Genomic DNA, 25179 nt, shown 5'->3' with positions numbered 1-25179 from the left:
CAGTAAAGTATTGAGCTTTTCAATATATTGCTGGGGTTTTGTTTTATTAGTGATTGCTGAAATAGCCATTAATACAACATTCAGAAGAGGTGCGATACTTAGGTATTTAATGTGAGGTGACGAACGCCGTTGAGCATTAAAGAGGGAAGTACTCGCCGAGAAAAATAACACGTCGTCGTCGTTATTTTTCGGTTTATGGGGCTGAATCCTCAAAACTGTCACCAATATAGGTGGAGAGCTTCTGGCAGTGAATTTTCTTACCTTATATTTGCTGCCAAGTTCTTCTTGTTTTATTACGGTTTGGATGCCGTGAAAGGAGACGAAATGACAACCCAATCAGTGCCACATGTAGTATTAGGCAACAAATCAAATTATACCGTTGCTAAATTTGGCGGCACCAGCGTAGCTAACTTTGCAGCTATGGATCACAGTAGTAAAATAATAGTAGCAGATAAAAGCGTGCGTATTGTTGCACTAAGCGCCAGCGCAGGAGTCACTAATCATTTAGTTGAGCTGTGTAATAGCAGCCTTAGCGAAGATGAGCGCCAAGCGCATATTAACGGTGTGCTAGCGATTCAGCAGGCTATTTTAGCTGAATTGAGTTTAGATACCGATTTAGAGCAGGGCTTTGCCCAGACGTTAGCGGCATTTGAAAAACTAGCCAGCCAAACGTTACAAACAAAAGCGCTACATGACGAGCTATTAAGTTTTGGCGAGCGATTATCAACTTATTTATTTACCCAAGTGCTGCGCTCAAAAGGTTTAAATGCAATACGCTTTGACGTGCGCCAAGTGCTTAAAACCGACAGTCAATTTGGTAAAGCAACTCCTAATGTTGCAGCTACTGCACAAGCAGCAAGCGCATTACTTATTCCGCTGTTAGACGATCAAGTAATTGTTACACAGGGCTTTATTGGCAGCGACGAGCACGGCCAAACGACCACTTTAGGGCGCGGTGGATCAGACTACAGCGCGGCATTATTGGCCGAGGCTATTCATGCCAAAAGTGTACATATTTGGACTGACGTAGTGGGTATTTTTAGTACCGATCCGCGTTTATGCGTAAAAGCCACGCCTATTGCACGCCTCAGTTTTGATGAAGCTGCCGAAATGGCTACCTTTGGTGCAAAAGTATTGCATCCGGCAACTATTTTACCCGCCAGCCGCAGCCATATTAATGTGTTTGTAGGGTCGAGCCGTGAACCTGAGCGTGGTGGTACTTGGATTGAGCGTGAAAAGTCGCAACTGCCAGGAATTCGCGCAGTAACACAACGTAAAAACCAAATATTACTTACACTTAAAAGCCCAGAAATGCTATTAGCTAGTGGCTTTTTAGCACGAGTATTTACTATTTTAAGTGAGTTTAATATTTCGGTAGATTTAGTGACCACCTCTGAAATTAGCGTAGCAATAACGCTTGATAACGCGCCTAATGCATCGCGCCCAGAGCTTGATCAGGGGTGTTTAGATAAACTTGCTGAGTTTTGCCATGTATCGGTAGAAAATAACTTAACTTTAGTGGCGCTTATTGGCTCAGAAATACAGTTACGCCAGCATGAAATGAACTTAATGCAGGTATTAAGTGACTTTAATATACGGCTAATTTGCCACGGTGCAAGTAAGCATAACTTGTGCTTTTTGGTCGAGCAAGGCGAATCCGACAACGTAGTGCAAGCTATTCATAGCCGACTATTAGAGAGCGATTGCGCGGCCTAATACAGCTAAATTAATAAGAGAGCACTGCCAGTCAGTGCTTTTTTCACTCACTACACTTATATCAAACTTACCCACCACAGCACTGCTGGCATTAAGCTGCGCGCAAGTTAATTCAGTAAACACATTAGGGCTTAGCAACTTGGCAATAGGGCGGCTGGTGGCTTTAGCGAGCGCTTCTTTTAAGGTCCAAATTCTAAAAAAGTGTTTAGCTTGATCCTCTGCATTGGCAGGCTTGGTGATCAGCGCAATTTCATCGGTATGATAAAAATGCTTTGCGAGCTTTTCAAATGGGCGCTTTGTGCTTATTTTTTCAATATCGAAACCAAACTGGGCTTTTGTAGGGTTAAGTGCAGCGCCAACAAAACCATTAGAATGCGATATACAGGTATTAATAACGGTGTGGCTGTTATTAATGTGTAGCGCTAATTTACTTGTTTGTAGGTTAAACTCTGAACTTATATTACACGGCTTAATGCCCGCCATATTAGGGTGCGAGGTTATAACTAAATACTTAAGTAATAATCGCGTGGCTAAATATTCTTGCTTGGCCGATACGCTTTTACGGCGGTTTATTATTTGCAGCTCAAAAGGGCTTAAATAATCAGGAAAATTATATTGGCTTATATCGAGCGTTTTAGCGTCAAACAATAAAATAGGGCTTTTATTGTTACTAAAAGGCTGATTAATTTGCAGGGTGTTTTTAAAGTAAAGTGAACTCATAAACGCTCAAAATAATAATAAAATTTAATACCGATTACCTGCTTGTATGCATAAGCTGAACATATAGTGAGCGGTTGTTAGTTGTTGTGCGCGCTAGGTACATTTTTATTACTAAGGCGCGATGAAATATGGTTTAATTCACAACAGCTAAAATAATAACAGATTTGTAGGTGTATGACACAAGTGCGTGATGGTTTTCAAAGTCGACTTGGTTTTGTATTGGCCGCCGCTGGCGCAGCGGTAGGTTTAGGTAATATATGGGGTTTTCCTACGCAGGCTGCTAATCATGGTGGCGGTGCTTTTTTACTGGTTTACTTTATTGTTATATTTTTACTTGCTTTGCCGGCTTTATATACCGAGCTGTATTTAGGGTATTACGCCCAAGCTAATCCGGTAAAAGCACTTAGGCAAGCATGGCAAAATAAAGCCCCTAAAGTAGGCGCGGCTGCAGGTTATATTGGCCTTGGCGGCGCTATTGTAATGCTTAGCTTTTATTCAATAGTGGCGGGGTGGATGCTGTCGTATGCTATTGAACCCGTAACTACATTTTTAGGCTTTAGCGGCGCTAGCGAATTTTTACACAGCGACTCTGCGCTGCGTAATTTTGTGTTTACCCCACTTATGCTTATTTTAACCGCGAGTATTATTTTAAAAGGGGTTAAATCGGGTATTGAAACCTGGTCACGGCGTTTAATGCCGGTGCTACTAGTATTGCTAATTGGTTTAATTATTTATATTGCAACGCTAGATGGTGCAAGTGATGGCTTTGCAGCGTATTTAATACCTGATTTTAGCCAAATACTCGACCCTAACTTAATTATTGCAGCTATGGGGCAAGCCTTTTTCTCCTTATCGCTAGGTGTGGGCTGTATGATGATTTACGGCTCGTATTTAAAACCCGGTGCTAACTTACCAAAACTGACTGCCAGCGTAGCACTACTCGATACCAGTGTGGCCTTTTTAGCTGGTTTACTCATTGTGCCTGCTATTTATGTGGCGCAGCACAACGGCGTAGAAGTGTTTAGTAACGGTAAATTAATTGGCGAAGGGCAGCTTATTTTTGCCATTTTACCAGCGTTATTCAGCACCATGGGCGATATTGGCTTATTGGTTGGTTTATTGTTTTTTGTATTAATGTCGATAGCCTCGGTTACTTCTACTATATCAACCACCGAAATTCCGGTGGCGTTTTTAGTCGAAAACCACGGCGTTGATCGCACTAAAGCTACGTGGCTGGTTAGTGGCGTAGTGCTAGTGTTTGCCAGCTTAATAATACTTAATTTTGATTGGTTATTTGGCTTGGTTATTATGGTATTTACCCAGTACCAATTACCGTTAATGGGGCTGTTTTACTTTGTTACAGTGGGCTGGTTATGGCAGCGCGGTAACAAATTACACCAAGCAACTAGCGGCGCGCATTACTGGTTTGCTCAGTACATACGTTTTGTTTGCCCAATATTAATGACCTTGGTATTTGCCAATGTGGCATTTAGTAGTTAAGCATTACTGCACGTTATAAATAAAACGGGAGCTTTTGCTCTCGTTTTGCTTTGTTATTTAGCTGTTAGCAATAACTGATTTTCAATTGCCTGCTTTAATGTTTCTGGCTTGGTGCGCGGCGCATAACGAGAAACAAGTTGGCCTTGCGAATTAATTAAAAATTTAGTGAAGTTCCACTTTATTACTCGTCCTTGCGAAATGCCTCTGGTGTGCAGCTTTAAGTAATTAAATAAGGGGTGAGCTTCTGGGCCGTTTACCATTACTTTGGCTAATATTTCAAATGTAGTATTAAATTGCGCTTGATAAAAGCTGTTAATGGCTAAATTATCAAGCGGCTCCTTTTGGCCAAATTGATTGCACGGAAACGCTAAAATGGTAAATCCACTGTTTTTATACTGCTGATACAGCTTTTCTAAAGCGGTTAACTGCGCCGAAAAATGACATTCACTGGCAATATTTACAATAAGTAGCGTTTTGCCTTTTAACTGCTTAAAAGAAAAAAGCGCCTTGTTACAGCATTCTGCATTAAATTGATAAATACTATCCATAGATCACCTACTTAAATTCCTATTAAATAAACTTTATAAAGACTTCATTCGCTTTTTTATCAACCGATTGACATAATCAGGCATGGTTTTTAAGTTATCAGTTTAATAGGTCATTTTTATGTCAATGAAAGTAGCATTTATAGGTTTAGGCGTAATGGGTTACCCAATGGCGGGGCATTTAGCAAAAGCAGGGCACAGTGTGTGCGTTTATAACCGTACTCAAGCTAAAGCTCAAAAATGGGCTAATGAATTTAGCGGCAGCTTTGCAGCCACTCCACGCGAAGCTGTAAACGATGCCGACATTGTATTTATGTGTGTGGGTAACGACGACGATTTACGCTCGGTAGTATATGGCGCAAATGGGGTGTTAGCCGGTATTAAAGCGGGCAGTATTTTGGTCGATCATACTACTACTTCAGCAACTGTGGCACGCGAAGTGGCAGCAAAAGCAGCGTTATTAAAAGTCGACTTTATTGACGCGCCAGTATCGGGTGGCCAAGCTGGCGCCGAAAATGGCGTGCTTACAGTAATGGCTGGTGGCAGCGAAGCTGTATTTGCCAAAGTGCAGCCTGTTATGACGGCATTTAGTCGTTTTAGCCAATTGTTAGGTGGCGTAGGCTCAGGGCAATTATGTAAAATGGTTAATCAAATTTGTATTGCGGGTGCAGTACAGGGCTTAGCCGAAGGCTTACATTTTGCAAAACAAGCAGGGCTTGATGGTGAAAAAGTAATAGAAACTATTTCTAAAGGCGCAGCCGGTTCGTGGCAAATGGAAAACCGTTACAAAACCATGTGGGCAGGGGAATACGACTTTGGTTTTGCAGTTGATTGGATGCGTAAAGACTTAGGCATAGCGCTTAATGAGGCTAAAAATAACGGCGCAACGCTAGCAATGACAGCCACAGTAGATGGGTACTACGCCGACGTGCAAGCATTAGGCGGTGGCCGCTACGATACATCAAGCTTACTTGCACGCATTGAAGCACAGCATAAAAAATAACGTTTACCTTGAGTATATCGTTGTAGACGCCAAGCTTGCGTGATGTGCAAAGCCCGTAAAGTGATTTATTCACCAAGAGGTTAAGAGGCGCTGCGCTTTTAGAGAAAGTGATAGATCTAAAAAGATCATTGTTGGTTTTATGTCTTCTCATTTACTTAAAACAAAAAACGCGACGCTTTAGTTATAAAGCGTCGCGTTTTTGTATGCCTTGTACCAATAAACTTAAAGCAAGCTACATGCTTTGTGCGTAGTTATATAAGGCTTTTAAAATGGTTAGGTTTTTTTCACTGTCGTCGTGCTCATGGGCTAAATTTTCAAGTGTGATCATAAAGTCTTGAGCGTTAATTGAGGGTTGATCTTCCCCGTGCATTAACTTGTTTTGACAATACTGACGCCATTGATCCAGCTCTTGCTGGTTAAGCGTTTGCGGCCAGTTACGAGCGCGGTATCTAAACAATAAAGTATTAAACTTTTTATTTTCAAAATCGAGTTTTAAATCGGCTAAGTCTTCGGGTTTTGCATCGCGAATAATCGCAAATTTAGCTTTATCAGCATGGCTAGTAAAACCATCGTAAAGTAAATAGTCAACGTTAGTTGTTGCGCTGTAATCGCCTTGTTCGTTAAACACCTCAGTTACTTTATCGCGCAACTCGCTATTGGCTTTTAACACCGCCAAGTTTTTTAAACATTGCTCGCGGTCAATGCCTAAACGCGCTGCATTTTCAGGTAATAACGTTTTAGCAGGTGCTAAAATAGGGCACTTGTTTAAATGCACTAGTTTTAATCCTACTGGTAATTCGTCTTCAGCTAAATCAATGCGCTTGGTATATAAACGTTTACGTAATTGCTCAACACTTAAATCAATAAGTACTTGTGGGCTTTGAGTTAAATCAAAACAAATTACGGCATTTTTATTTACCGGATGAAAGCTCATAGGTGCAACCCAGCTAGTACAGCCTTGGGTGGCTGGAATACGTGAGCTGGTATGCACAAGCGGGGTCATGTTAAATACATCAACCAACTCAGCTAAGGCTTTTTTACCACGTAAACTAAAAAAGAAGTTATACAGCTTTGGCTGCTTGTCTTTTATTAGTTTAGCCAGTGCAATAGTAGCGGTTACATCGGACAGTGCATCGTGCGCCGCAGCGTGTTCAATACCGTTGGCAACGGTTAAATGCTCTAACTTAAAGCTTGGGCTGCCGTCTTCTTTTAACGGCCATTCAATGCCCTCTGGGCGCAGCGCATAACAAGCACGTACTAAATCAATAATATCCCAGCGGCTATTGTTGTTTTTATATTCGCGCTCGTACGGGTCGTAAAAGTTACGGTAAAAGCTATAGCGGCTTACTTCGTCATCAAACCGAATACTGTTATAACCGGCAACACAGGTATTTGGCATACTAAATTGTGCATGAATTTTTGCAATAAACTCAGCCTCAACCAAGCCTTTTTTCATCGCCACTTGTGGCGTAATACCGGTAATTAAACACGCCTCAGGATGCGGCAAGTAATCCGCCTGCGGTTTACAGTATTCAATAAGCGGCTCACCAATAATATTCAAATCAAGATCGGTACGAACACCCGCAAACTGGCTCGGCTTATCCTTTTGCGGACTAGCCCCCCAAGTCTCGTAGTCGTGCCAATAGATTGTTGCTTGATTTTGCTCTTGATATGCCATGCGTAAAACCTTGAGTAGTTAACTTTAAAGCGCAAAAAATAGCGCCAAGTTACTAAAATTATGAATTATTTAGATTATGGCATATGGGCGGGGGAGTTTATAGTTTTGGGTGAAAAATGATGTGCTTGCTTTTTAAGCATAAGTGAAGCAAAAAGTAAGTAGAGGGGCTACGACAACTAGATAAATTATATGAGAGTAAATTAATGAATCATCACTAGACTAAAGTCTATAGGTTAGTTTTATTCACCTATCGAGTTTATTTTAATCGTTTGTCGATTTTGTGTTAATTCTCTAAAGTTCAGTTGTCGGCAACAAGCACGACTTAACTAATAGGACTATGACCATGAAATTAACACTTATCAAAACTATCGCTCTTAGCTCACTACTTACATGTTCAGCTGCTGCAATGGCTGAGCAAAGTGATTACAAATTAATGGTTATTGAAACCGCAACTGCACCACAGCAATTAGAACAGTCGTTTAACAGCTGTGCGCTTAACGTTAAGTCAAAAAATTACGCTGAAGCTGAAGCCGTGTGTACACAAGCAATAGCACTATTAAATAATGCACAAGGCTCTAAATTTAAACTACGCCAGCTTACATCGTACGCGTTAAGTAACCGTGGTGTTGCACGTTTAAAAGCAAATAACGAGACTGCTGCAATCGCTGATTTATACGAGGCAGTGCAGCTTAATAAAAACGCACTTGTATCACATAACTTAACGCGCGCTAAACAAGAGCTATCTTTATAAGAAGCATTAAATAGCAAAGATTAAAAAGGGCGATGCCTTTATAAAGTATTATTATTAATTGTGAACAACAAAAAATGCCGCTCATTTTACTGAGCGGCATTTTTGTATTACTAATTTATGTGGTTGCTAGTTTAACCAGCAACGGGTGTACTGCCTGTTGGAATGTCTTTCATGCTTTTAATTAGCATGTAAATACAGGTGGTGGCTAAGCAGCCGCCTAAATAAAGTAAAATACCATCGCTTGCATCAGAGAAGTTGGCTGCAAGCATTGGGCCTAGCACAGAGCCTAGGCTGTAGCTTAAAAGCATGATTTCGGTTGCTGATACAATTTTAGCCATAGGCAAAGAGTCGCAGGCGAGCGTAATGGCAATAGGATAAAGTGCAAAACTTGCTGCCCCTAACACTAAATAGCTAACAACTAAGCCGCTAAAGCTGGTTGTTTGCAATATACCTAACACGCTTGCTGCACCTAAAAAGCAAAACATTGCCATGAGTAAGTTTTTACCCATACGAGTAGATAAGTAACTTACAAGTGGCTGTACTAACATGCCGCCAAGAATAATAATTGCCATTAACAAACCTGTATATTGAGCTTGCTCGCTTTGTGCTGCGATATATACAGGCATTAATCCGTAAATTGGCCCCAGTAATAGCCCCGACGCTAAGCAACCTAATATTGCTGGACGGCTAAGGGTTTTAATTTCTTTTAATGGCAGTTTTTGTAGTTCTTGGCTATCTGGTTGGCCTGATGTAATTAATAACGGTGCTAAAATTGCTAGCAATAATAAACCAACTACAAATAAGTAGGGCACAGCACCTACCGTGCCTAGCGGTGCTATAGCAAGTTGGCCTACTGCGCTGCCGCCATAAAGCGAGGTCATGTAAAGGCCTAAACGTTTAGCACGAGCTTTAGGCGTGTTGGTCATTAATAACCACGATTCAACCACCACAAATACACCTGCAACGGCCATACCGGCAACAAAACGCGCCATTAACCAAACCCCAGCTTTAGGCATAACTAGCTGAGCAAGAACACTTAAAATTAATAAACTAAGAAATAAAATAAAAGCAAACCTGTGGCCTATTTTTACCACTATGCGTTCAATGCATGTAGCGCCAATAAGTAAGCCAAAATAAAATACACTCGCTAGCCATGGGGCAAGATCTACATCGAGTTTAAATGCCGATAGCGATAGCGGGATCAGGCTCATTAAAAAGCCAGAAGCTATAGCAAAAAAAGACAAACCGATAACAGGTGCTAACGGGTTATTTGACTTGCTAGTAGCAACGAATTCTATCATTAGAATTATCCGATTTTAAGGTCATAAATAAACGCTGTTTACCGACTCTGTTTAAGGCGATTATTTAATGTTGGTTGATTTTGCGGCGAATGTAGGACTCTTTTGAAAGGAAGTAAAGTGATTTTTTATTAATCAATGAAAATAAATTTTTAAGTGCACAATTACGTAAAATAAGCGCACAATTGCGACGTGTTTGTGTTTTAAACGTATTAAAATTGTATGGTTTTTGTTATTTTATTTGCTTGGTTTAATGCGATAAGAGCAATAAATTTAAGCTATTGAGCAAACCATTAGTAAGTGTTTTTAAGTTATAAACAGTTGCGGCACAACAAATAAAAGTAACAGCCTTTAAAACGATTACTTTTATGTGTTGTAAACGAGCGGTTTTAATTTATGCAGCTGAGTTAAAACTAAACGTTTGATTACTGCATTAGCAGCGCTAATTGATGATACAAACCAATACCTATTAAAACATTAAACGGAAAGGTAATACCTAAAGAGCACAGCATAGCAAGGCCAATATTCGCTTCTGGAATAGCGGCTTTTATGGCTGCAGGCGCTGCAATGTATGAGGCACTGGCAACTAGGCTCCCTAAAACTACAATTGAACCCATTTCCAGGTGTAAAAGTGTACCGACTGCTACGCCAAGCGTGCCCAAAAATAAAGGGGTAATAATAGCAAATAAAGCTAACTTCCAATGATGCCAAGGCACAGGGCGCAAAGTTTGCGCTGCGGTTAAACCCATTTCAAGTAAAAATAATGCCAGTACAACCTTAAAGCCGTTAGTTAATAAGCTGGTAACTTGGCTACCTTGTTGCGTGCCATACATTATGCCAATAATTACACCGCCAACGAGTAAAATAACGCTTTTATTGGTTAGCGCTTCGTGCCAAACCGCTTTTAAAGACAGCTTTTTAGCTGGCGCACTTTCTTTATTAAATTTTCTATATATTAGCAGGCCAACAATAATGGCCGGCAGCTCTAGCATCACTAAATACAAAGTTACTTCAGCGCCTACAACCAAACTAGACGACTCTGCGTAGGCAAGCGCAACAGCAAATGTACCCGCACTAACAGAGCCATAATGCGCCGCAATACTGGCACTATTAGCATGAGAAAGTGTAATAACGTACTTTAAAATAGGGTACAGCATTAAAGGAATAAGCCCCCCAAGCAGCATAATGGCCCCCATTTCAGGGAGTAGCTGCCAATTTAAATTACCGTGTAAAACCATACCGCCTTTTAAACCAATAGTAAGCATTAGCAGTAAGCTTAGGGTTTCGTAAGTGGCTTTGGGTATAGCAAGATCAGAGTGTATAAGTCCGGCGATTAAACCTAATATAAAAAACATAACAACAATATCGGGCACGGTGTTTCCTAGCTATAAAATTAAGTGGCGCTATTGTAGAGAAAACTTTGTATAGTAAATAATAAAATGAACAGTGGTTATGTATAGATAACTATCTATGAGGTGGGTATGGATTTAAGGCATATATCGTTTAGATTACTAGAAGTGTTTATGAGTGTAGTAAAAACCCGCTCGTTAAGTGAAACAGCAAGGCAGCTTTATTTAACGCAACCTACTGTTTCACTTCAAATAAAGCGCTTACAAGAAGAAATAGGAGAGCCACTAATAACTATGCAACAGCAAAAGTTACAGGTAACCGAGGCTGGCCTTGAGCTATTTAGAACCTGCAAGCAGGTGTTTGCTCATTTTGAAGATTACCAAGATTTTTTAGCCGAATTACGTGGAGGCGAGCGAGGCCGATGTAAAATTGCCATGGTAAATACGGCGCAATATATTTTACCTAAATTACTCGGCCCTTATAGTAATTTGCATCCGCATGTAGAGTTACCGCTGGAAATTGGCAATCGCGAAGAGGTATTAGCTCGCTTTGAGCGTGGAGAAGACGACATTTACGTTTTTAGCCACCCACCATCGTTAGAGCAAGCCCAAGCTGCTCGGTTTTTACATAATCCATTAGAATTTATAGTGCCTAATAATCATCCTCTATTGAATAAAAAAAACGTAACGTTGGCGGACTTAATGCCATATCGCTTTTTACTGCGTGAAAACGGATCTGCCACACGTATGCTATTTGAAAGTGAGCTACAAAGTAGGGGCTTAGTACTTAGCGACGGCGTTAAAATGGCGAGTAACGAAGCCATACGGGTTGCAGTGTCGTCGGGTATGGGAATTAGCTTGCTGTCGCATCATGTTTTACCAAAAGATGATAATAGCTATACAAAACTGCATGTGATCGACACCGATATAGCCAGCCAATGGTACTTTGTAATGCGTACCGACAGACACATTTCGCACGCAGCGCGCAGCTTTTTAAAGTTTGCCCAAGCTAATTTAGAGCACTACCTTGATACAAAATGGGTACGCAATGAACTTCATAGATTACATTTAGAACCTAAAAGTTAAATTTTAAAAATAGTAGTTATGTTGCAATATAACTACTTATAATAGTTATATTGCTATCAATACATGGTTATAAAAACACCCATAATACTTAGCTCTAACTATTTATTATTTTGCTTTTATTTTAAATAAAGCTAAGTAAGGTTTAAGTTTAGATTTTGTTAGGGCTCTTTTACTTAGTTGGAACCAAAATTGCTGCATAGCTTGTAACGCAACAATGGGTTTTGAGCTAATGACTACAATAACGTTTAAAAATCAATACAGTAACTATAATTCCTCTAGTGTAAATAAAGCGGCAAGCCCAAGCGAAGTTGCGGCAACCAATCCCCCTATTGATGAAAAAGCAGGTGATGTTAAAGGCATAAACTCAGCCCCTAAAGAGCAATCATTTTTAGAAAAAGCCGAAGAAGCGCTTGTTTATCAGCGTTTAGGTGTAAATAAAGACAAAATAGACGAGCTAAAAGCGGCAATAGAGGAGCTGACTAAAGAGTTACAAGCGCAAGGCGCTGATCTTGATGTAATTGCAGATAAAATTAACGAACTTGAAAAAATGCTTGAGCAAGAATACCAACAAGGGCGCGATCGAATGGATATGAAACCTCAGCATGAGCCGGGAAAAATAATTTTTGCACTTATTTAATTTACATAATATTGAATAGTTTACATTGTTATTGTGCTTACTTTTGCTAAGGTAAAAACTTATAACAAAAATAAACAAGGATTACTAATGAAAACCCTGCAGCAGCAACTAGGTAACTACGGGCTTTATCACCGCTCAAAACGCAATGTACTCACCCACCTGTTAGGCATTCCGCTAATTGTATTTGCCGTATTGTGCTTATTGGCGCGCATTCAGATCCCGTTGGGAGGCCTTGTTATAGATGGCGGACAACTTATTGTATTTGTATCAGTTGTGTATTATTTAATGTTGAGTGTGTCGTTGGGCCTTATTATGGCTGTGCTATTAACTATATTACTTGTGGGCGCGCAACCTATTGCAGCCATGGCATTTACTCCTTGGTTAACGATTAGTGTAGGGCTGTTTGTATTTGGTTGGATTTTACAGTTTGCTGGCCATTATTTTGAAGGTAAAAAACCCGCGTTTATAGATGATATATCGGGGCTTATTATTGGCCCTTTGTATGTAACTGCAGAGCTATTATTTATGTTGGGCTGTTATAAAAAGCTAGAGCAGCAAGTAACCGATATTGCCGGCCCAACCAAGCCATAAACACAATAACTAACGTGCTGTAACTAAAGCATAAAAATACGGTAACAAAGTATGAATTATAATAATAAAACAGTGTGGATCACCGGTGCGTCATCGGGCATAGGTAAGGAGCTGGCAATACAGTTTGCAGAGCTAGGTGCTAGCGTTATTTTATCGGCGCGTAATGTTGAAAAACTGACAGCGCTTAAGGCTGAACTAAAAGGAGAAGGGCATTTAATATTGCCACTCGATTTAGCAAAGCCCGAAGAAGTATTAAGTAAAGTTACCGCGGCAATAAATGAGTTGCCCGCAATCGATATTTTAATTAATAACGGTGGCATATCGCAGCGTAGCTTATTTTTAGAAAACGACTTTAAAGTGTACCGCCAATTAATGGAGGTTAACTATTTTGGTTTAGTGGCATTAACTAAAGCGGTACTGCCCTCTATGGTTGCAAGAAAAAGTGGCTCGGTTGTAGCTATAAGTAGTGTGGCAGGAAAGGTAGGCTCTAAACTAAGAACCGGTTACTCAGGCACTAAATTTGCTGTGGTGGGGTTTATGGATTGCCTGCGCGCAGAAGTAAAAGAGCATAACATTCATTGTTTAACAATTTGCCCAGGTTTTATAAAAACCGCGATTGCGCACAACTCATTAAACCCGCAAGGTGTTGCACAAAATAAATCTGAGCAAGCTATAGAAAATGGCATGGATGTTAAAGTAGCCGCATCAAAAATGATTAACGCTATTAATAGCAAAAAAGATGAAGTGATTGTTGGCCAAGGCTTAAGTGGTTGGGCTCCTACCATTAAACGCTTTTTTCCGCGTTTATTTAACCGTTTAACAGCTAAAGTTAACTTTAAATAATACCAAAATTCAAGAAAGCTATAGTTGAGTATAAAAATGATAATAAAGTATATATGGCTCGGATTATTTTTTAGCGTGCTGATCTGGTCGGGCATAAACCCAAAAGATCAATTTACTTGGTTTTTAGAAGTGCTACCAGCCATTATTGGTGTGGTAATTATGCTTGGCACCTATAAACAATTTAAGTTAACCCCTATTTTATATTGGTTTATTTTAGCGCATTGTATTGTGTTGATGGTAGGCGGCCATTACACCTATGCTGAAGTACCGCTATTCGATAATTTATTTAGCAGTGAGCGAAATAACTACGACAAAGTAGGGCATTTTTTTCAGGGCTTTGTACCTGCATTATTAGCACGCGAAATTTTACTGCGTAAAAATGCAGTTAATGGCAAAGGGTGGCTCATTACGTTTATTATTTCGATATGCTTAGCCTTTAGTGCTTTTTATGAGCTACTAGAGTGGTGGGTGGCATTGTTGAGCGGCGAAAATGCCGAAGCGTTTTTAGGCACCCAAGGTTATATTTGGGATACCCAATCAGATATGGGATTAGCACTATTAGGTGCTATTTGCTCGCTGTTAGTACTTTCTAAAGTACACGACAAGCAGCTAAAACAGCCTAAAAACGATTTGTAATAATCTTTCTTCAACGCTAAGAAGTATATTACTTTTCAGCGTTTATTTTTTCTATTTCACTCCAAATTTTTTCGGCCTCGGCGCTTAACATAGCGTAGCTTTTAATATCGCCTTTACGCTGTGCCTGCATGCCTTGCTCTAATTTTGCGTCGTACTCTTTGCGTAGTTTTTTGCTTGGATCTGATTTAAATATCGAAAACATGCTTACTCTCTTAATTACTTTTAATGTATTTGCTTGATTGAGTATACATACGATGCCGCGTGGAAAATCGATTATTAAAGTATAAATTAGTCCTGCAGCTAAATATTGAATAATTACTCTAACAGGGTTGAAATCACAAATATTGAGCGTACACTTGTGCGCTGAAAGTTTGGGCGCACACGTGTAAGCCTAAAGTGTTTTGAATCGCAATAGAGAATTAAGTGCTTATGATCACGCAAATATTAGATCAATTTTCAAAATGGTTTTTACACCATCAAAGTTTTGCCAGTTATATAGAGCCAATTATGCAGGTGTTTAAACCCGCATGGCGCGCTGGGCAATATAGAGCGCAAGTAGTTGACGCAGTTAGCCTTAATGGGAGTTTTTTAAGTGTGCAACTTAAGCCAAGTAAACAATGGCCTAAGCATACTGCTGGGCAGCATATAAGTTTAACCCTTGAAATTAACGGGCGATTATTAACGCGTGTTTTTACTGTGGCTTCAAGCGCTCAGCAATTTAAAAACACAGGCTTAGTGCGTTTACTAATCAAAACGAATCCACAAGGGCGCTTTACAGGCTTACTAAATAACACCTTAAAAGCGGGTTTGTGGTGCAGTATTTCTGCGCCAAACGGCGACTTTGTATTTAAAAGCACACATACACCGGCCACTTTTATTGCTGGTGGGTCGGGCATTACTCCCATGCTGGCTATGCTTGATGATTACCTAAGCCAAACAACGCAAAAGGTGTTGTTAGTGTATTACGCAAAAGTAACTGAGCATCAATGTGTTGATGAGTTGGGTGAACTGGCTGCACGGTTTGAGCATTTTTCGTTTTTATTATTAACGCGCGAGCAATCAAGCGACATAACCAGCAATATTAAACCATGGGAAAACCCCGATATTTATTGCTGTGGCCCTGCAGCCTTTATGCAAACGGTGAGTGACTTTGCTAAAAAGCATGATTTAAATTACTACCAAGAGGCATTTGGTTTAGCGTTGCAGCGCTTAAAAGACGACAGCCAATTTAATGTAAAAATTAACAGTGGCGCGCATGTGGTATTGGGCAACGATGTTTTGCTAACTCAGTTTGAAGAAAAAAAGCTACCCGTTAAACGCGGTTGCGGCATTGGTATTTGCCATCAGTGCCAATGTATTAAAAAGTCAGGCGTGGTACGCAATTTAAAAACCGGTGAATTGAGTGATAGCGGCGAGCAGTTAATTCAACTTTGCGTAAGCCAAGCGGTAAGTGATTTGGAGCTACAATTATGAAAACCATTAACTTTGAGCAATTAGAAAAAGAATTAAATGCCATAAAAATGGACACCCTTGGCAAAGTAGGCCAGCAAGATGCTGATTATATTCGCGCTGTTGTACGTAAACAGCGAGTATGCGAATGGAGCGGGCGTATTTTACTTATGCTTGGTTTTATTGTGCCATTACTGTGGGTTGTGGGTGTGCTGTTACTCGCCCTTGCTAAAATTTTAGATAATATGGAAATTGGCCACAATGTAATGCATGGCCAGTACGATTGGATGAACGACAAGCAACTTAATTCACAAAACTATGAATGGGACATAGCCTGCGATGGACAAAGTTGGCACCGAGTGCATAACTTTGAGCACCACACATACACCAATATTATAGGTAAAGACCGCGATTTTGGTTATGGCTTATTAAGGTTAAGTGACGATTTTAAATGGCGTTTAAAAAACACGTGGCAATTTATAACCTATTTAAATTTAAGTGTGCTGTTTCAATGGGGAGTGTCGTATCACGAACTGGCAGGCGAGCGCGTGTTTATAGGTAAAAAGAAGCCACACCGCGATGGAGCCGTGTTGCATAGCACCTTAAAGCAGCGCTTTTTTAGTAAAGGCGCGCGCCAATTAATTAAAGACTATGTGATATTTCCGCTACTTGCTGGACCATTATTTTTGTGGGTATTAACGGGTAACTTAGTGGCAAATTTAATCCGTAACTTATGGACGTCGACCATTATATTTTGTGGTCACTTTACTGAGCAAACCGAAACCTTTAAAGAACAAGACTGTGTAAACGAAAGCCAAGGGCAGTGGTATTACCGCCAAGTATTGGGCTCGTCAAATATTAAAGGGCCGCGTTGGTTTCATGTATTAACCGGGCATTTGAGTTTTCAAATTGAGCATCACTTATTTCCAGATATGCCTTCGTCGCGTTATCAAGAAGTGGCACCGCAAGTACAAGCAGTATTGCAAAAACAAGGGATTGCTTACAATACTGGTGGGTTTTTTAGTCAATATGCCTCGGTGTTAAAGCGTATATTTCGGTATTCTTTTAAATAATGATTAATAAAGTAGCTGTAACGGTAATGCCTGCATTAAATAATCGGTTAGCGTAAAGGCGTTAGCTGATTATTGCATTAAAGTGTTGAAAATGGCTTTTTTGATTAAATAACCATCACTACATGCAAAAAATTCTTCTAATTAATTAAAAAACAGGCCATTTTGCTATGGTTAAGTAGTAGTTGGTTGTCATACAATGGAGAAAAATAGACCACACAAGAGAGATTAAAATGGCCGCATTTGGTACTGTGTTTATGCCGCAGATGATTCAAGCTCGTTTTTCTGATAATAAATGGAGCGAAAGCTCAATTGTCCCTTCTGATAAGCTTGAACTGCATCCTGGCGCTCACGTTTTACATTATTCAAGCACATGTTTTGAAGGCTTAAAAGCCTTTCGCCATGAAGATGGCTCAGTCTATATTTTTAGAATGGATGCAAACATTGCGCGCATGCAGCAGAGTTCTGAATTGCTTAGTTTACCAAGTGTTGATGGCGAGATGCTAAAAACCATGATTATTGATATTGTGCGCCAATATGCAGATGAAACGCCTTTACCACCGGGCTCTATGTATATTCGCCCAACGCATATTGGTACTGAGGCCGCAATTGGTAAAGCCGCTGCGCCTTCAATGAGCTCATTGCTATATACCTTGTTATCGCCAGTAGGTGATTACTTTAGTGGCGGTGCAACGGCACTGCGCGTATTACTTGAAGAAGATGGTATGCGCTGTGCGCCGCACATGGGCATGATAAAAAGTGGTGGCAACTACGCCAGTGCACTAGGACCAATCTCAGCAGCACGTACTAAGCATCAGGCTGATCAAATTTTATTTTGTCCAGGCGGCGACGTACAAGAAACCGGTGCAGCTAACTTTATTTTAATTGATGGCAACGAAATTATTACTAAAGCGCTCGATAGCACGTTTTTACATGGCGTTACCCGTAATAGTATTTTAACCATAGCTAAAGACTTAGGTATGACGGTAAGCGAGCGCAACTTTAGCGTTACTGAGCTTTTAGAGCGCGCAGCTAAACCGGGCACTGAAGCAGCACTTTCGGGTACTGCGGCAGTATTAACACCAGTGGGCACGTTTATTCATAATGATAAAGAATACCAAGTTGGTAACGGCGAAGCTGGCCCAACTACGGCGCGCCTGCGCCAAGCATTGAACGATATTCAATGGGGTAAAACTGCAGATACACACGGTTGGTTAACTAAAATTTAGTTTTTAATTTAACCCACTAAAAAGCCACCTAATTAACTTTAATTAGGTGGCTTTTGTATTTTTGCTATTTAATTAGCGCTTAGGTTAAATAGCTTTACACCTTAGCGGATTAAAATCTCATTTCTATTTTGCCGTAAACGTAGCGGCCATTAAAACCAAATGGCGAAAAGCTTGAGTACGAAAATAAGCGTGAGAATGTAGTTACGTCATCAACTAGGTCGCGGGTTGGATCTGGGTATACATCAAAAATATTATTAGCACCTAAGCTTACCGATACATTGTCAGTTACTGCGTAGGCTACATCTAAATCGGTGATCCATTTAGGTTTTAAAACTTCGTTACGCTGTGCAATATCCGATGGATCTTGGGTTTCGCCGTAGCGAGTGTTTCGTAGGGTGGCACGCCAATCATCCATAGTCCAAACCGCGCTTAAGTTATATTTATTACGCGGGGTACTTACTTCAAAGCGACGTAGTTCGTTACCAGAAAATAAGTTGTCTTGATCAAACCCAGCGCCTTGCAGCTCTGAAGGTGGGGCAATAATGTCTGTTACTTGGTTTTTGCCATAGTTAAAGCCTAAATTAAATGCTACATCGCCGTAGTTATCTGTAATTAGGTTATATGAAGCAACCACATCAACACCGCGAGTTTTACTATCAATAGCGTTTAAGAAAAATCGTCCTTGATTAGCCCCTGTACCTTCGAGTAAATCGGCAATAGCAGCGCCAGATAAGTTATTCGACAGTACAATACGGTCATCAATAAGTATTTGATAGTAATCTACCGATAAGCTGAAATTAAAGTCGGTTGACCAAGTAAAGCCTATTCCATAGTTGGTGGCTTCTTCGGCATCTAGGCCAGGTGATCCGAGTGCTTTTGCAACGTTACTGCTGGGTGCAAAAGTACCGGTTTGTGTGGGTTCACCATCAACAAATACAGTAGCAACTGAAGTAAAATGTTGTTGCTGTAGCGAAGGCGCTCTAAAACCGGTTGATACTGAGGCGCGCAGCGCTAAATCTTCGGTTAGTGTATAACGTGTGGCAATTTTACCGTTTAAGGTATCACCAAAGTCAGAGTAATCTTCGTAACGCGCTGCAACGGTTAAGTTCCAGTTGTCGGTAATGTAGGCTTCTAAATCTACGTATAAGCTTACATTATGGCGGCTGTTATCGCTTGCCGATTCAGGGGTAAAGCCAGGGAACACTTGCGAGCCTGCTGAACCAAATGGGCCGTTCACTGGATCGGTTACTGCACCACCAGGGCCAAATGTACCTTGGGCATAAGAGGCTTCTTCGCCTGCTTGAATTTCGTAGCCTTCGCGGCGGTACTCAGCACCTACAGCAATGTTTAAGCCGCTGGCTAAAAAGTCGACATCAACCTCGCGGCTAAAATCAACATTAAGCGTAAGTTGGTCGTAGGTAAGTGTACCGGCATCAAAACGTGTTTGGCTGCTTGGCCCATACGAGGTATTTACGCTATCTATTACACCAAATTCAAAGTCATCTAGCCCGTATACGGCAGATACATCGTAATTCCACTCACTCACAAAGCCTTTAACGCCCAATGCGAGAGAAAAGTCATTTATATCAGAGGTGATAACCGGTAAAAAGCCGTCGGGGTAAATTTCGGTGACGTTACGATCATCTTGCGCGCGGCGGTAAAAACCTCCACCTTCGCCTTCACGTTTACTATAAGAGCCAAAAGAATACAGTTCAGCGTTATTTGTTAGCTCATATCCTGCGTTATAAAAAACAGAAAAGTCTTCTACATTACCATTACCAAAATTATGATTGTAGCGATCCCAGGTTAACTCGCGTGGATCGAGTGCGCCATTTACGGAGCCATCATCTAAACGAGCGTAGTTTTCACGTTGGTCGTAGTCAGAGCGATTGGTTGAATGACGATCGCGATATTCGGTAGATATATTTAAAAAACCGTTATCGCCTAGCTCAAATCCCATATTGCCTTGCAGTGTTAACGTTTGACCATCGGTTAATGAACGGTCGCTCCCTTCGTTAAAGGCTAAATTACCATTGGCATCTTCTGATACCGATTTAAGTTCAGGCACGCCATCCATTTCGGTCATGTTTGCGCCATATATAGCCGATACAGAACCGCCACTACTGGCACTTTTAAGTACAATATTAATAACCCCGGCTATTGCGTCGGATCCATACTGCGCAGCAGCGCCATCACGCAGTACCTCAATTCGGGCAATAGCATTGGCCGGAATAGCATTTAAATCAACCGATGATGAGCCTCGACCCGTTGAGCCATTTAAATTAAGTAGTGCATTACTATGGCGGCGCTTACCATTAACAAGGACTAAGGTATGATCGGGTGCTAAACCACGCAGTTGAGCTGGGCGCACATGGTCACTACCATCGGTAAGTGATGCTTGCGGAAAGTTAAAGCTAGGCAGTAAGCTACTAAGCAGGGCGTTGGTTTCGGTTTGGCCTGAGTTTTTAAGCGAATCGGCACCAATAATATCAATTGGAACTGGGCTGTCCTCTACAGTTCGGCCTAGTCGGCGCGAGCCAATAACACTAATTTGTTCAATATTTTCCTCGGCTTGGGTGTCTTGCTCAGCAGCAGATGCGTACATAGAGCCCAGTAATGCCGCCGATACGCTTAGCGCGCACACAGTGAGTGGCGTTGATTTTTGCAGTTTTAATAATAATTTATTATTCATGTTGATTCCCTCATTCAAAAACGCAGTAAATTAGTTCAGTTAAATTTGCAGTAACAATTGAGCTAATTAAAATTACATCTTTTAACATATACCCAAGCAGCAAAGGCAGTCAATTGAATAACATTCAATAAACATAATGTTTACTTTAAAGTGAGGGGTTAATGATAGAAATTTATTTTATTAGCTATAACTCACTACATTGTTTACTAGATATAACTCACCACTTTATTTTTCCAATGAGCATATCTTTAAACATAACCCAGTCGCCCCACAAACTGTAAAAAGGGTGCTTGAAGGTAGCGGGTCTGTTTTTTTCAAAAAAGAAATGCCCAACCCAGGCAAAACCATAGCCAATTACAGGTAACAACCACAATAAACGGTATTGCGATTTAAGCACCGCTACGCCAATAACAAAAAGTACTAAAGTGCTGCCAATAAAGTGCAAGCGTCGGCACGTAATATTGCGATGCTCTGTTAAGTAGTAGGGGTAAAATGCTTTAAAGCTATTAAATTTAGGGCTGGGCATGTACTGCTCTTATTTATTAATGCTGTGTAATCTTATTAAAGCCTAAGTTTACACTTGTTTACAGCGACAAGTGGTATTGAACGTATCTAGCTAGACAAACTTGCTTAAAGTTAATAACTTAGGCCTACTATTAAAAATCAATAATAATGGAACGATAAATGTTTAAACAAACCCTAGCATGTGCTGTTCTTGTAGCACTTAGTGGCTGTTCAGAGCCAACAAATACCGCAACTAATAAAGAAGTTAAAGCACCTATGAGCCAAGCAAATTCAGTGAGCTACCCAGTAACTAAAAAGGGTGAGGTAGTAGATAGCTACTTTGGCGAAACACTGGCCGACCCATATCGCTGGTTAGAAGATGATATGAGCGCAGAGACTGCCAGCTGGGTTAAAGCACAAAACAAGGTAACCTTTTCGTATTTAGAGCAAATTCCTTATCGCGATAAGTTAAAGCAACGTCTTGAAAAGTTAATGAACTACGAAAAAATAGGCGCTCCCTTTACCGAGGGCGATTACACCTACTTTTATAAAAACGATGGCCTGCAAAACCAGTATGTTTTATATCGCAGTAAAGAGGGTGGTGACGTTGAGGTGTTTTTAGATCCAAACACGTTTAGCGACGATGGCACTACGTCTATGTCGGGGTTGTCGTTTTCAAAAGATGGCTCATTACTCGCGTATCAAATATCTCAAGGTGGCAGTGATTGGCGCAAAATTATTATTATAGACACGTAAACTAAAGAGCAAGTGGAGCAGGCTTTAGTTGATGTGAAATTTAGTGGCATAGATTGGTTAGGCAACGAGGGTTTTTACTATTCTAGCTACGATAAACCTGAAGGCAGTGAGTTGTCGGCTAAAACCGATCAGCATAAAGTGTACTATCACACTTTAGGATCTGATCAAGCAACCGATAAACTGGTGTTTGGTGCAACCGATGAGCAAAAACATCGTTATGTAGGAGCAGATGTAACGCATGATGGCCGTTATTTACTTATTTCGGCTAGTACTTCTACTTCGGGTAATAAGCTATTTATTAAAGACTTAACTCAAAAAGACAGCGAGTTTGTGACTATTGTAGGAAACACTGACTCAGATACATCGGTTATTGATAACGAAGGTAGCAAGCTGTTTTTAGTGACTAACTTAAATGCCCCAAATCAAAAAGTAGTGACGGTAGATGCAGCTGATCCTGGCCCGCAAAACTGGCAAGACTTTATTCCCGAAACCAAAAATGTATTAAAACTGACTAAAGGCGGCGATACCTTTTTTGCAAATTACATGGTTGATGCTATTTCAAAAGTGAAACAGTACAACAAAAAGGGGGAGCTAATTCGCGATATTACCTTGCCGGGTGTGGGCACAGCGGGTGGCTTTAGTGGCAAAAAAGAGCAAACAACGCTGTATTACTCTTTTACCAATTACAAAACCCCAGGAACGACCTATACGTTTGATGTAACTACAGGGGAGTCGGGTGTTTATCGTAAATCTGGCGTTGATTTTAATAGTGACGATTACACCTCTGAGCAAGTGTTTTATAACTCAAAAGACGGCACTAAAGTACCTATGATAATTACCTACAAAAACGGTATAAAGTTAGATGGTTCAAACCCAACTATTTTATATGGTTATGGTGGTTTTAATATTAGCTTAACGCCAAGCTTTAGCCCAACCACTGCCGCTTGGCTTGAACAAGGCGGTGTGTATGCGGTGGCCAATATTCGCGGTGGTGGTGAGTATGGGAAAGAGTGGCACAATGCAGGCACTAAATTACAAAAACAAAATGTATTTGATGATTTTATTGCCGCAGCTGAGTATTTACAAAGCAAAAAGTACACATCTAAACAGCGTTTAGCTCTGCGTGGTGGCTCAAATGGTGGCTTATTGGTAGGCGCAGTTATGACCCAGCGACCTGACTTGTTTCAAGTAGCGCTGCCGGCTGTAGGCGTACTCGATATGCTGCGTTACCATACATTTACTGCAGGCGCAGGCTGGGCGTACGATTATGGAACCAGTGAGCAAAGCAAAGAAATGTTTACTTATATAAAAAACTATTCACCGCTGCATAATGTAAAAGCGGGCATAGAATACCCTGCAACTATGATAACAACAGGGGATCATGACGATAGAGTAGTGCCTTCGCACTCATTTAAATTTGCTGCGCAGTTACAAGCTAAACAAGCCGGTGCAAACCCTACGCTTATTCGTATTGAAACAAACGCCGGACATGGTGCAGGCACACCAACGAGTAAAATTATTGATTTGTACGCGGATATGTATGGCTTTACGCTTTATAACATGGGAGTTAAGTCACTTTAATTACGACCTTTTAAAAGTGAAGTAACCACAAAAAAACCGAGTAAATTAACTTACTCGGTTTTTTATTAATCGTTTATAAGCCACTCATTATTGAACGGGTGAAAACAGCCGTTGATAGGTTTTATAGGCGTATTCATCACTCATACCACTGAGGTAATCGCAAATAATACGCATACCTTGGTTTTGTTTTTGCGCCTCTATGTACTGGGCTTGCGTGGTTTCGGGTAATAACCGCAGCGGATCGCTGGCAAAAGCGGTAAATAATTCAATCAGTAGGTTTTGCCCTTTAAACTCAATTTGTTGCATTTTAGGGTTGCGAATTAAGCGCTGAAACACAAAGTGTTTAAGTATTTGCAGTACACTCTCGTACTGAGTTTCTAGCTTGGCTGTGTATTTTAAAATAGGGCATTCGAACGCTTCGTTTTGCACATCTAAATGAATATGAATGATAAAGGTATTAACCAGTTCGCCTATGGCATCTTTGCGCTCAAAATCATGCTTTGAAAACAGTCGTAAAGTGAGTGATTCAAGCATATCGTTTAACCAGCTAAAGTTAAGCGCCTGCAGTTGTGGTAAAGCATGGGTTTGCCAATCATCAAGAGTAAGTACTTTGGTGGCTATGGCATCTTCTAGGTCGTGTACCGCATAGGCTATATCGTCGGCGCGCTCCATTATGGCGCTATCGAGCGACTTATAGCTGGTTTTAGCGCGGTACTTATCTATTGCCGTGTGGTTACTTAACAAGCTTTTATCGTTTTGACTCAAGGGCTCTACTATCCAATTGAATATAGCCGCATCGTCGTTATATAAGCCTTTAGCTGGTCGCCAATCGTCTGCTTTAATAAATGCACGCTCAGGGTTTGCTTTAGGGATAGTGTGCCAAAGCTTATTTATAAATGCAGGGTATTTTATAAAGCCCAATAAGGTGCGGCGGGTAAGGTTCATACCATGGCCGTCGCTGTATGGTTCAAGCTTGGCAACAATACGCAGCGTTTGCGCGTTGCCTTCAAAACCACCGTGATCGCGCATCATATAATTAAGTGCAATTTCGCCGCCATGACCAAACGGCGGGTGGCCAATGTCGTGGGCTAAGCATAGGGTTTCTAGTAATCCGGTTGACGGAAAATGGCTAAAGTCGCTGTGTTGTACTTTTAAATGGCGCAGTATGCCGGTGCCAATTTGCGACACTTCTAATGAGTGAGTAAGGCGAGTACGGTAAAAGTCGTTTAAGCCAATACCCATAATTTGGGTTTTAGCTTGCAGACGCCTAAACGCAGCAGCATGAATAATACGTGAGCGATCAACCTGCCACGGTGAGCGATTATCATTAGGGCGGTGTTTATATTGTTCTATAATTCGGCTTTGCCACTGTTTGTCCATACTACTGACTCGTAATTAGTTAATAACGTTAGAATATACCCATGAACTATAAATTGCGAGTGCACACGTTGTACGGTATTTGCGCAGTTAGTGAAAGTTCGCCTTTATAAAGTGGCTTAGGTATAATAACGCTTCGTATGTATGTGCATTACCCATACATAATTT

Annotated in this window: 21 protein-coding genes, 1 pseudogene and 1 riboswitch; of the genes and pseudogenes, 13 read left to right on the top strand and 9 right to left on the bottom strand. The window is 40.8% G+C overall.

The features are described from left to right. Positions 1-76 precede the first annotated feature (76 nt). A riboswitch (Lysine riboswitch) is annotated at positions 77-249 on the top strand. A 75-nt stretch (positions 250-324) separates the two neighbouring features. Then, positions 325-1716 (top strand): lysine-sensitive aspartokinase 3, encoded by a 1392-nt coding sequence (gene lysC, locus J5X91_RS03065; RefSeq protein WP_181949559.1) that lies wholly within the window; start codon positions 325-327, stop codon positions 1714-1716. Here lysC and J5X91_RS03060 read toward each other — a convergent pair. Next, a complete protein-coding gene (locus J5X91_RS03060; protein WP_208834047.1) occupies positions 1693-2436 on the bottom strand; it encodes a 4'-phosphopantetheinyl transferase superfamily protein in 744 nt (247 codons plus the stop codon). The genes lysC and J5X91_RS03060 overlap by 24 nt on opposite strands. A 174-nt stretch (positions 2437-2610) precedes the next feature. Here J5X91_RS03060 and J5X91_RS03055 point away from each other — a divergent pair, with 174 nt between their 5' ends. Beyond that, a complete protein-coding gene (locus J5X91_RS03055) occupies positions 2611-3936 on the top strand; it encodes a sodium-dependent transporter (protein ID WP_011327935.1) in 1326 nt (441 codons plus the stop codon). A 53-nt stretch (positions 3937-3989) separates the two neighbouring features. Here the strand turns inward: J5X91_RS03055 and J5X91_RS03050 are convergent, their stop codons facing one another. Then, a complete protein-coding gene (locus tag J5X91_RS03050) occupies positions 3990-4484 on the bottom strand; it encodes a glutathione peroxidase (protein ID WP_208834046.1) in 495 nt (164 codons plus the stop codon). Positions 4485-4602: 118 nt separating this feature from the next. Between J5X91_RS03050 and J5X91_RS03045 the strand changes: the two genes are divergently transcribed. Beyond that, positions 4603-5484, top strand: a complete 882-nt coding sequence (locus J5X91_RS03045; RefSeq protein ID WP_208834045.1) for an NAD(P)-dependent oxidoreductase — start codon at positions 4603-4605, stop codon at positions 5482-5484. A 232-nt stretch (positions 5485-5716) separates the two neighbouring features. Here the strand turns inward: J5X91_RS03045 and sbcB are convergent, their stop codons facing one another. Beyond that, a complete protein-coding gene (gene sbcB / locus J5X91_RS03040; RefSeq protein WP_208834044.1) occupies positions 5717-7162 on the bottom strand; it encodes an exodeoxyribonuclease I in 1446 nt (481 codons plus the stop codon). 343 nt (positions 7163-7505) lie between these two features. Between sbcB and J5X91_RS03035 the strand changes: the two genes are divergently transcribed. Further along, positions 7506-7913, top strand: coding sequence for a hypothetical protein (locus tag J5X91_RS03035; RefSeq protein WP_011327941.1), 408 nt, complete (start codon positions 7506-7508; stop codon positions 7911-7913). Between the two features lie 131 nt (positions 7914-8044). On the opposite strand, the gene J5X91_RS03030 is transcribed toward J5X91_RS03035, so the two are convergent. Further along, complete coding sequence (locus J5X91_RS03030; RefSeq protein ID WP_089368155.1) at positions 8045-9214, bottom strand: MFS transporter; 1170 nt, start codon at positions 9212-9214, stop codon at positions 8045-8047. A gap of 422 nt (positions 9215-9636) precedes the next feature. Next, on the bottom strand, positions 9637-10584 hold the full coding sequence (locus J5X91_RS03025) for a sodium-dependent bicarbonate transport family permease (protein WP_011327943.1): 948 nt from the start codon (positions 10582-10584) through the stop codon (positions 9637-9639). Between the two features lie 108 nt (positions 10585-10692). On the opposite strand from J5X91_RS03025, the gene J5X91_RS03020 reads away from it, so the two are divergent. The 5 genes from J5X91_RS03020 to J5X91_RS03000 all read left to right on the top strand — a co-directional run bounded on the left by J5X91_RS03020 (position 10693) and on the right by J5X91_RS03000 (position 14353). Further along, positions 10693-11646 (top strand): LysR substrate-binding domain-containing protein, encoded by a 954-nt coding sequence (locus J5X91_RS03020; protein ID WP_011327944.1) that lies wholly within the window; start codon positions 10693-10695, stop codon positions 11644-11646. A 229-nt stretch (positions 11647-11875) separates the two neighbouring features. After that, on the top strand, positions 11876-12283 hold the full coding sequence (locus J5X91_RS03015; RefSeq protein WP_208834043.1) for a hypothetical protein: 408 nt from the start codon (positions 11876-11878) through the stop codon (positions 12281-12283). An 87-nt stretch (positions 12284-12370) separates the two neighbouring features. Then, the gene (locus J5X91_RS03010) at positions 12371-12874 is read left to right on the top strand and encodes an Mpo1-like protein (protein WP_011327946.1); all 504 of its coding nucleotides are present in this window, start codon (positions 12371-12373) and stop codon (positions 12872-12874) included. A 51-nt stretch (positions 12875-12925) separates the two neighbouring features. Further along, positions 12926-13717, top strand: coding sequence for an SDR family oxidoreductase (locus J5X91_RS03005; RefSeq protein WP_089368159.1), 792 nt, complete (start codon positions 12926-12928; stop codon positions 13715-13717). A gap of 42 nt (positions 13718-13759) precedes the next feature. Continuing rightward, positions 13760-14353: a DUF2238 domain-containing protein gene (locus tag J5X91_RS03000; RefSeq protein ID WP_208834068.1), complete on the top strand. Its 594-nt coding sequence runs from the start codon at positions 13760-13762 to the stop codon at positions 14351-14353. Between the two features lie 28 nt (positions 14354-14381). On the opposite strand, the gene J5X91_RS02995 is transcribed toward J5X91_RS03000, so the two are convergent. Then, entirely contained in the window at positions 14382-14555 is a 174-nt protein-coding gene (locus tag J5X91_RS02995; RefSeq protein ID WP_182677052.1) for a DUF6435 family protein, read from the bottom strand. 227 nt (positions 14556-14782) lie between these two features. Between J5X91_RS02995 and J5X91_RS02990 the strand changes: the two genes are divergently transcribed. From J5X91_RS02990 to J5X91_RS02980, 3 genes are all read left to right on the top strand, one after another. Then, on the top strand, positions 14783-15826 hold the full coding sequence (locus J5X91_RS02990) for an FAD-binding oxidoreductase (protein ID WP_208834042.1): 1044 nt from the start codon (positions 14783-14785) through the stop codon (positions 15824-15826). Beyond that, entirely contained in the window at positions 15823-16875 is a 1053-nt protein-coding gene (locus tag J5X91_RS02985; protein WP_208834041.1) for an acyl-CoA desaturase, read from the top strand. The genes J5X91_RS02990 and J5X91_RS02985 overlap by 4 nt, the downstream gene beginning before the upstream one ends. Positions 16876-17099: 224 nt before the next feature. Then, a complete protein-coding gene (locus J5X91_RS02980) occupies positions 17100-18101 on the top strand; it encodes a branched-chain amino acid aminotransferase (RefSeq protein ID WP_254910712.1) in 1002 nt (333 codons plus the stop codon). 109 nt (positions 18102-18210) lie between these two features. Here J5X91_RS02980 and J5X91_RS02975 read toward each other — a convergent pair whose 3' ends face one another. After that, a complete protein-coding gene (locus tag J5X91_RS02975; RefSeq protein WP_208834040.1) occupies positions 18211-20793 on the bottom strand; it encodes a TonB-dependent receptor in 2583 nt (860 codons plus the stop codon). A gap of 217 nt (positions 20794-21010) precedes the next feature. After that, the gene (locus J5X91_RS02970) at positions 21011-21319 is read right to left on the bottom strand and encodes a DUF962 domain-containing protein (protein WP_058373217.1); all 309 of its coding nucleotides are present in this window, start codon (positions 21317-21319) and stop codon (positions 21011-21013) included. 158 nt (positions 21320-21477) lie between these two features. On the opposite strand from J5X91_RS02970, the pseudogene J5X91_RS02965 reads away from it, so the two are divergent. After that, a pseudogene (locus J5X91_RS02965) lies at positions 21478-23634 on the top strand (prolyl oligopeptidase family serine peptidase). 87 nt (positions 23635-23721) lie between these two features. Here J5X91_RS02965 and J5X91_RS02960 read toward each other — a convergent pair. Continuing rightward, positions 23722-25014, bottom strand: coding sequence for an anti-phage deoxyguanosine triphosphatase (locus J5X91_RS02960; protein ID WP_208834039.1), 1293 nt, complete (start codon positions 25012-25014; stop codon positions 23722-23724). Positions 25015-25179: the final 165 nt, after the last annotated feature.

The sequence above is a fragment of the Pseudoalteromonas sp. K222D genome (genome assembly GCF_017653575.1).
Taxonomy (GTDB): Bacteria; Pseudomonadota; Gammaproteobacteria; order Enterobacterales; family Alteromonadaceae; genus Pseudoalteromonas; species Pseudoalteromonas nigrifaciens.
The sequence above is the reverse complement of the archived record's forward strand: the minus strand, read 5'-3'. Positions and strand labels throughout refer to the sequence as shown.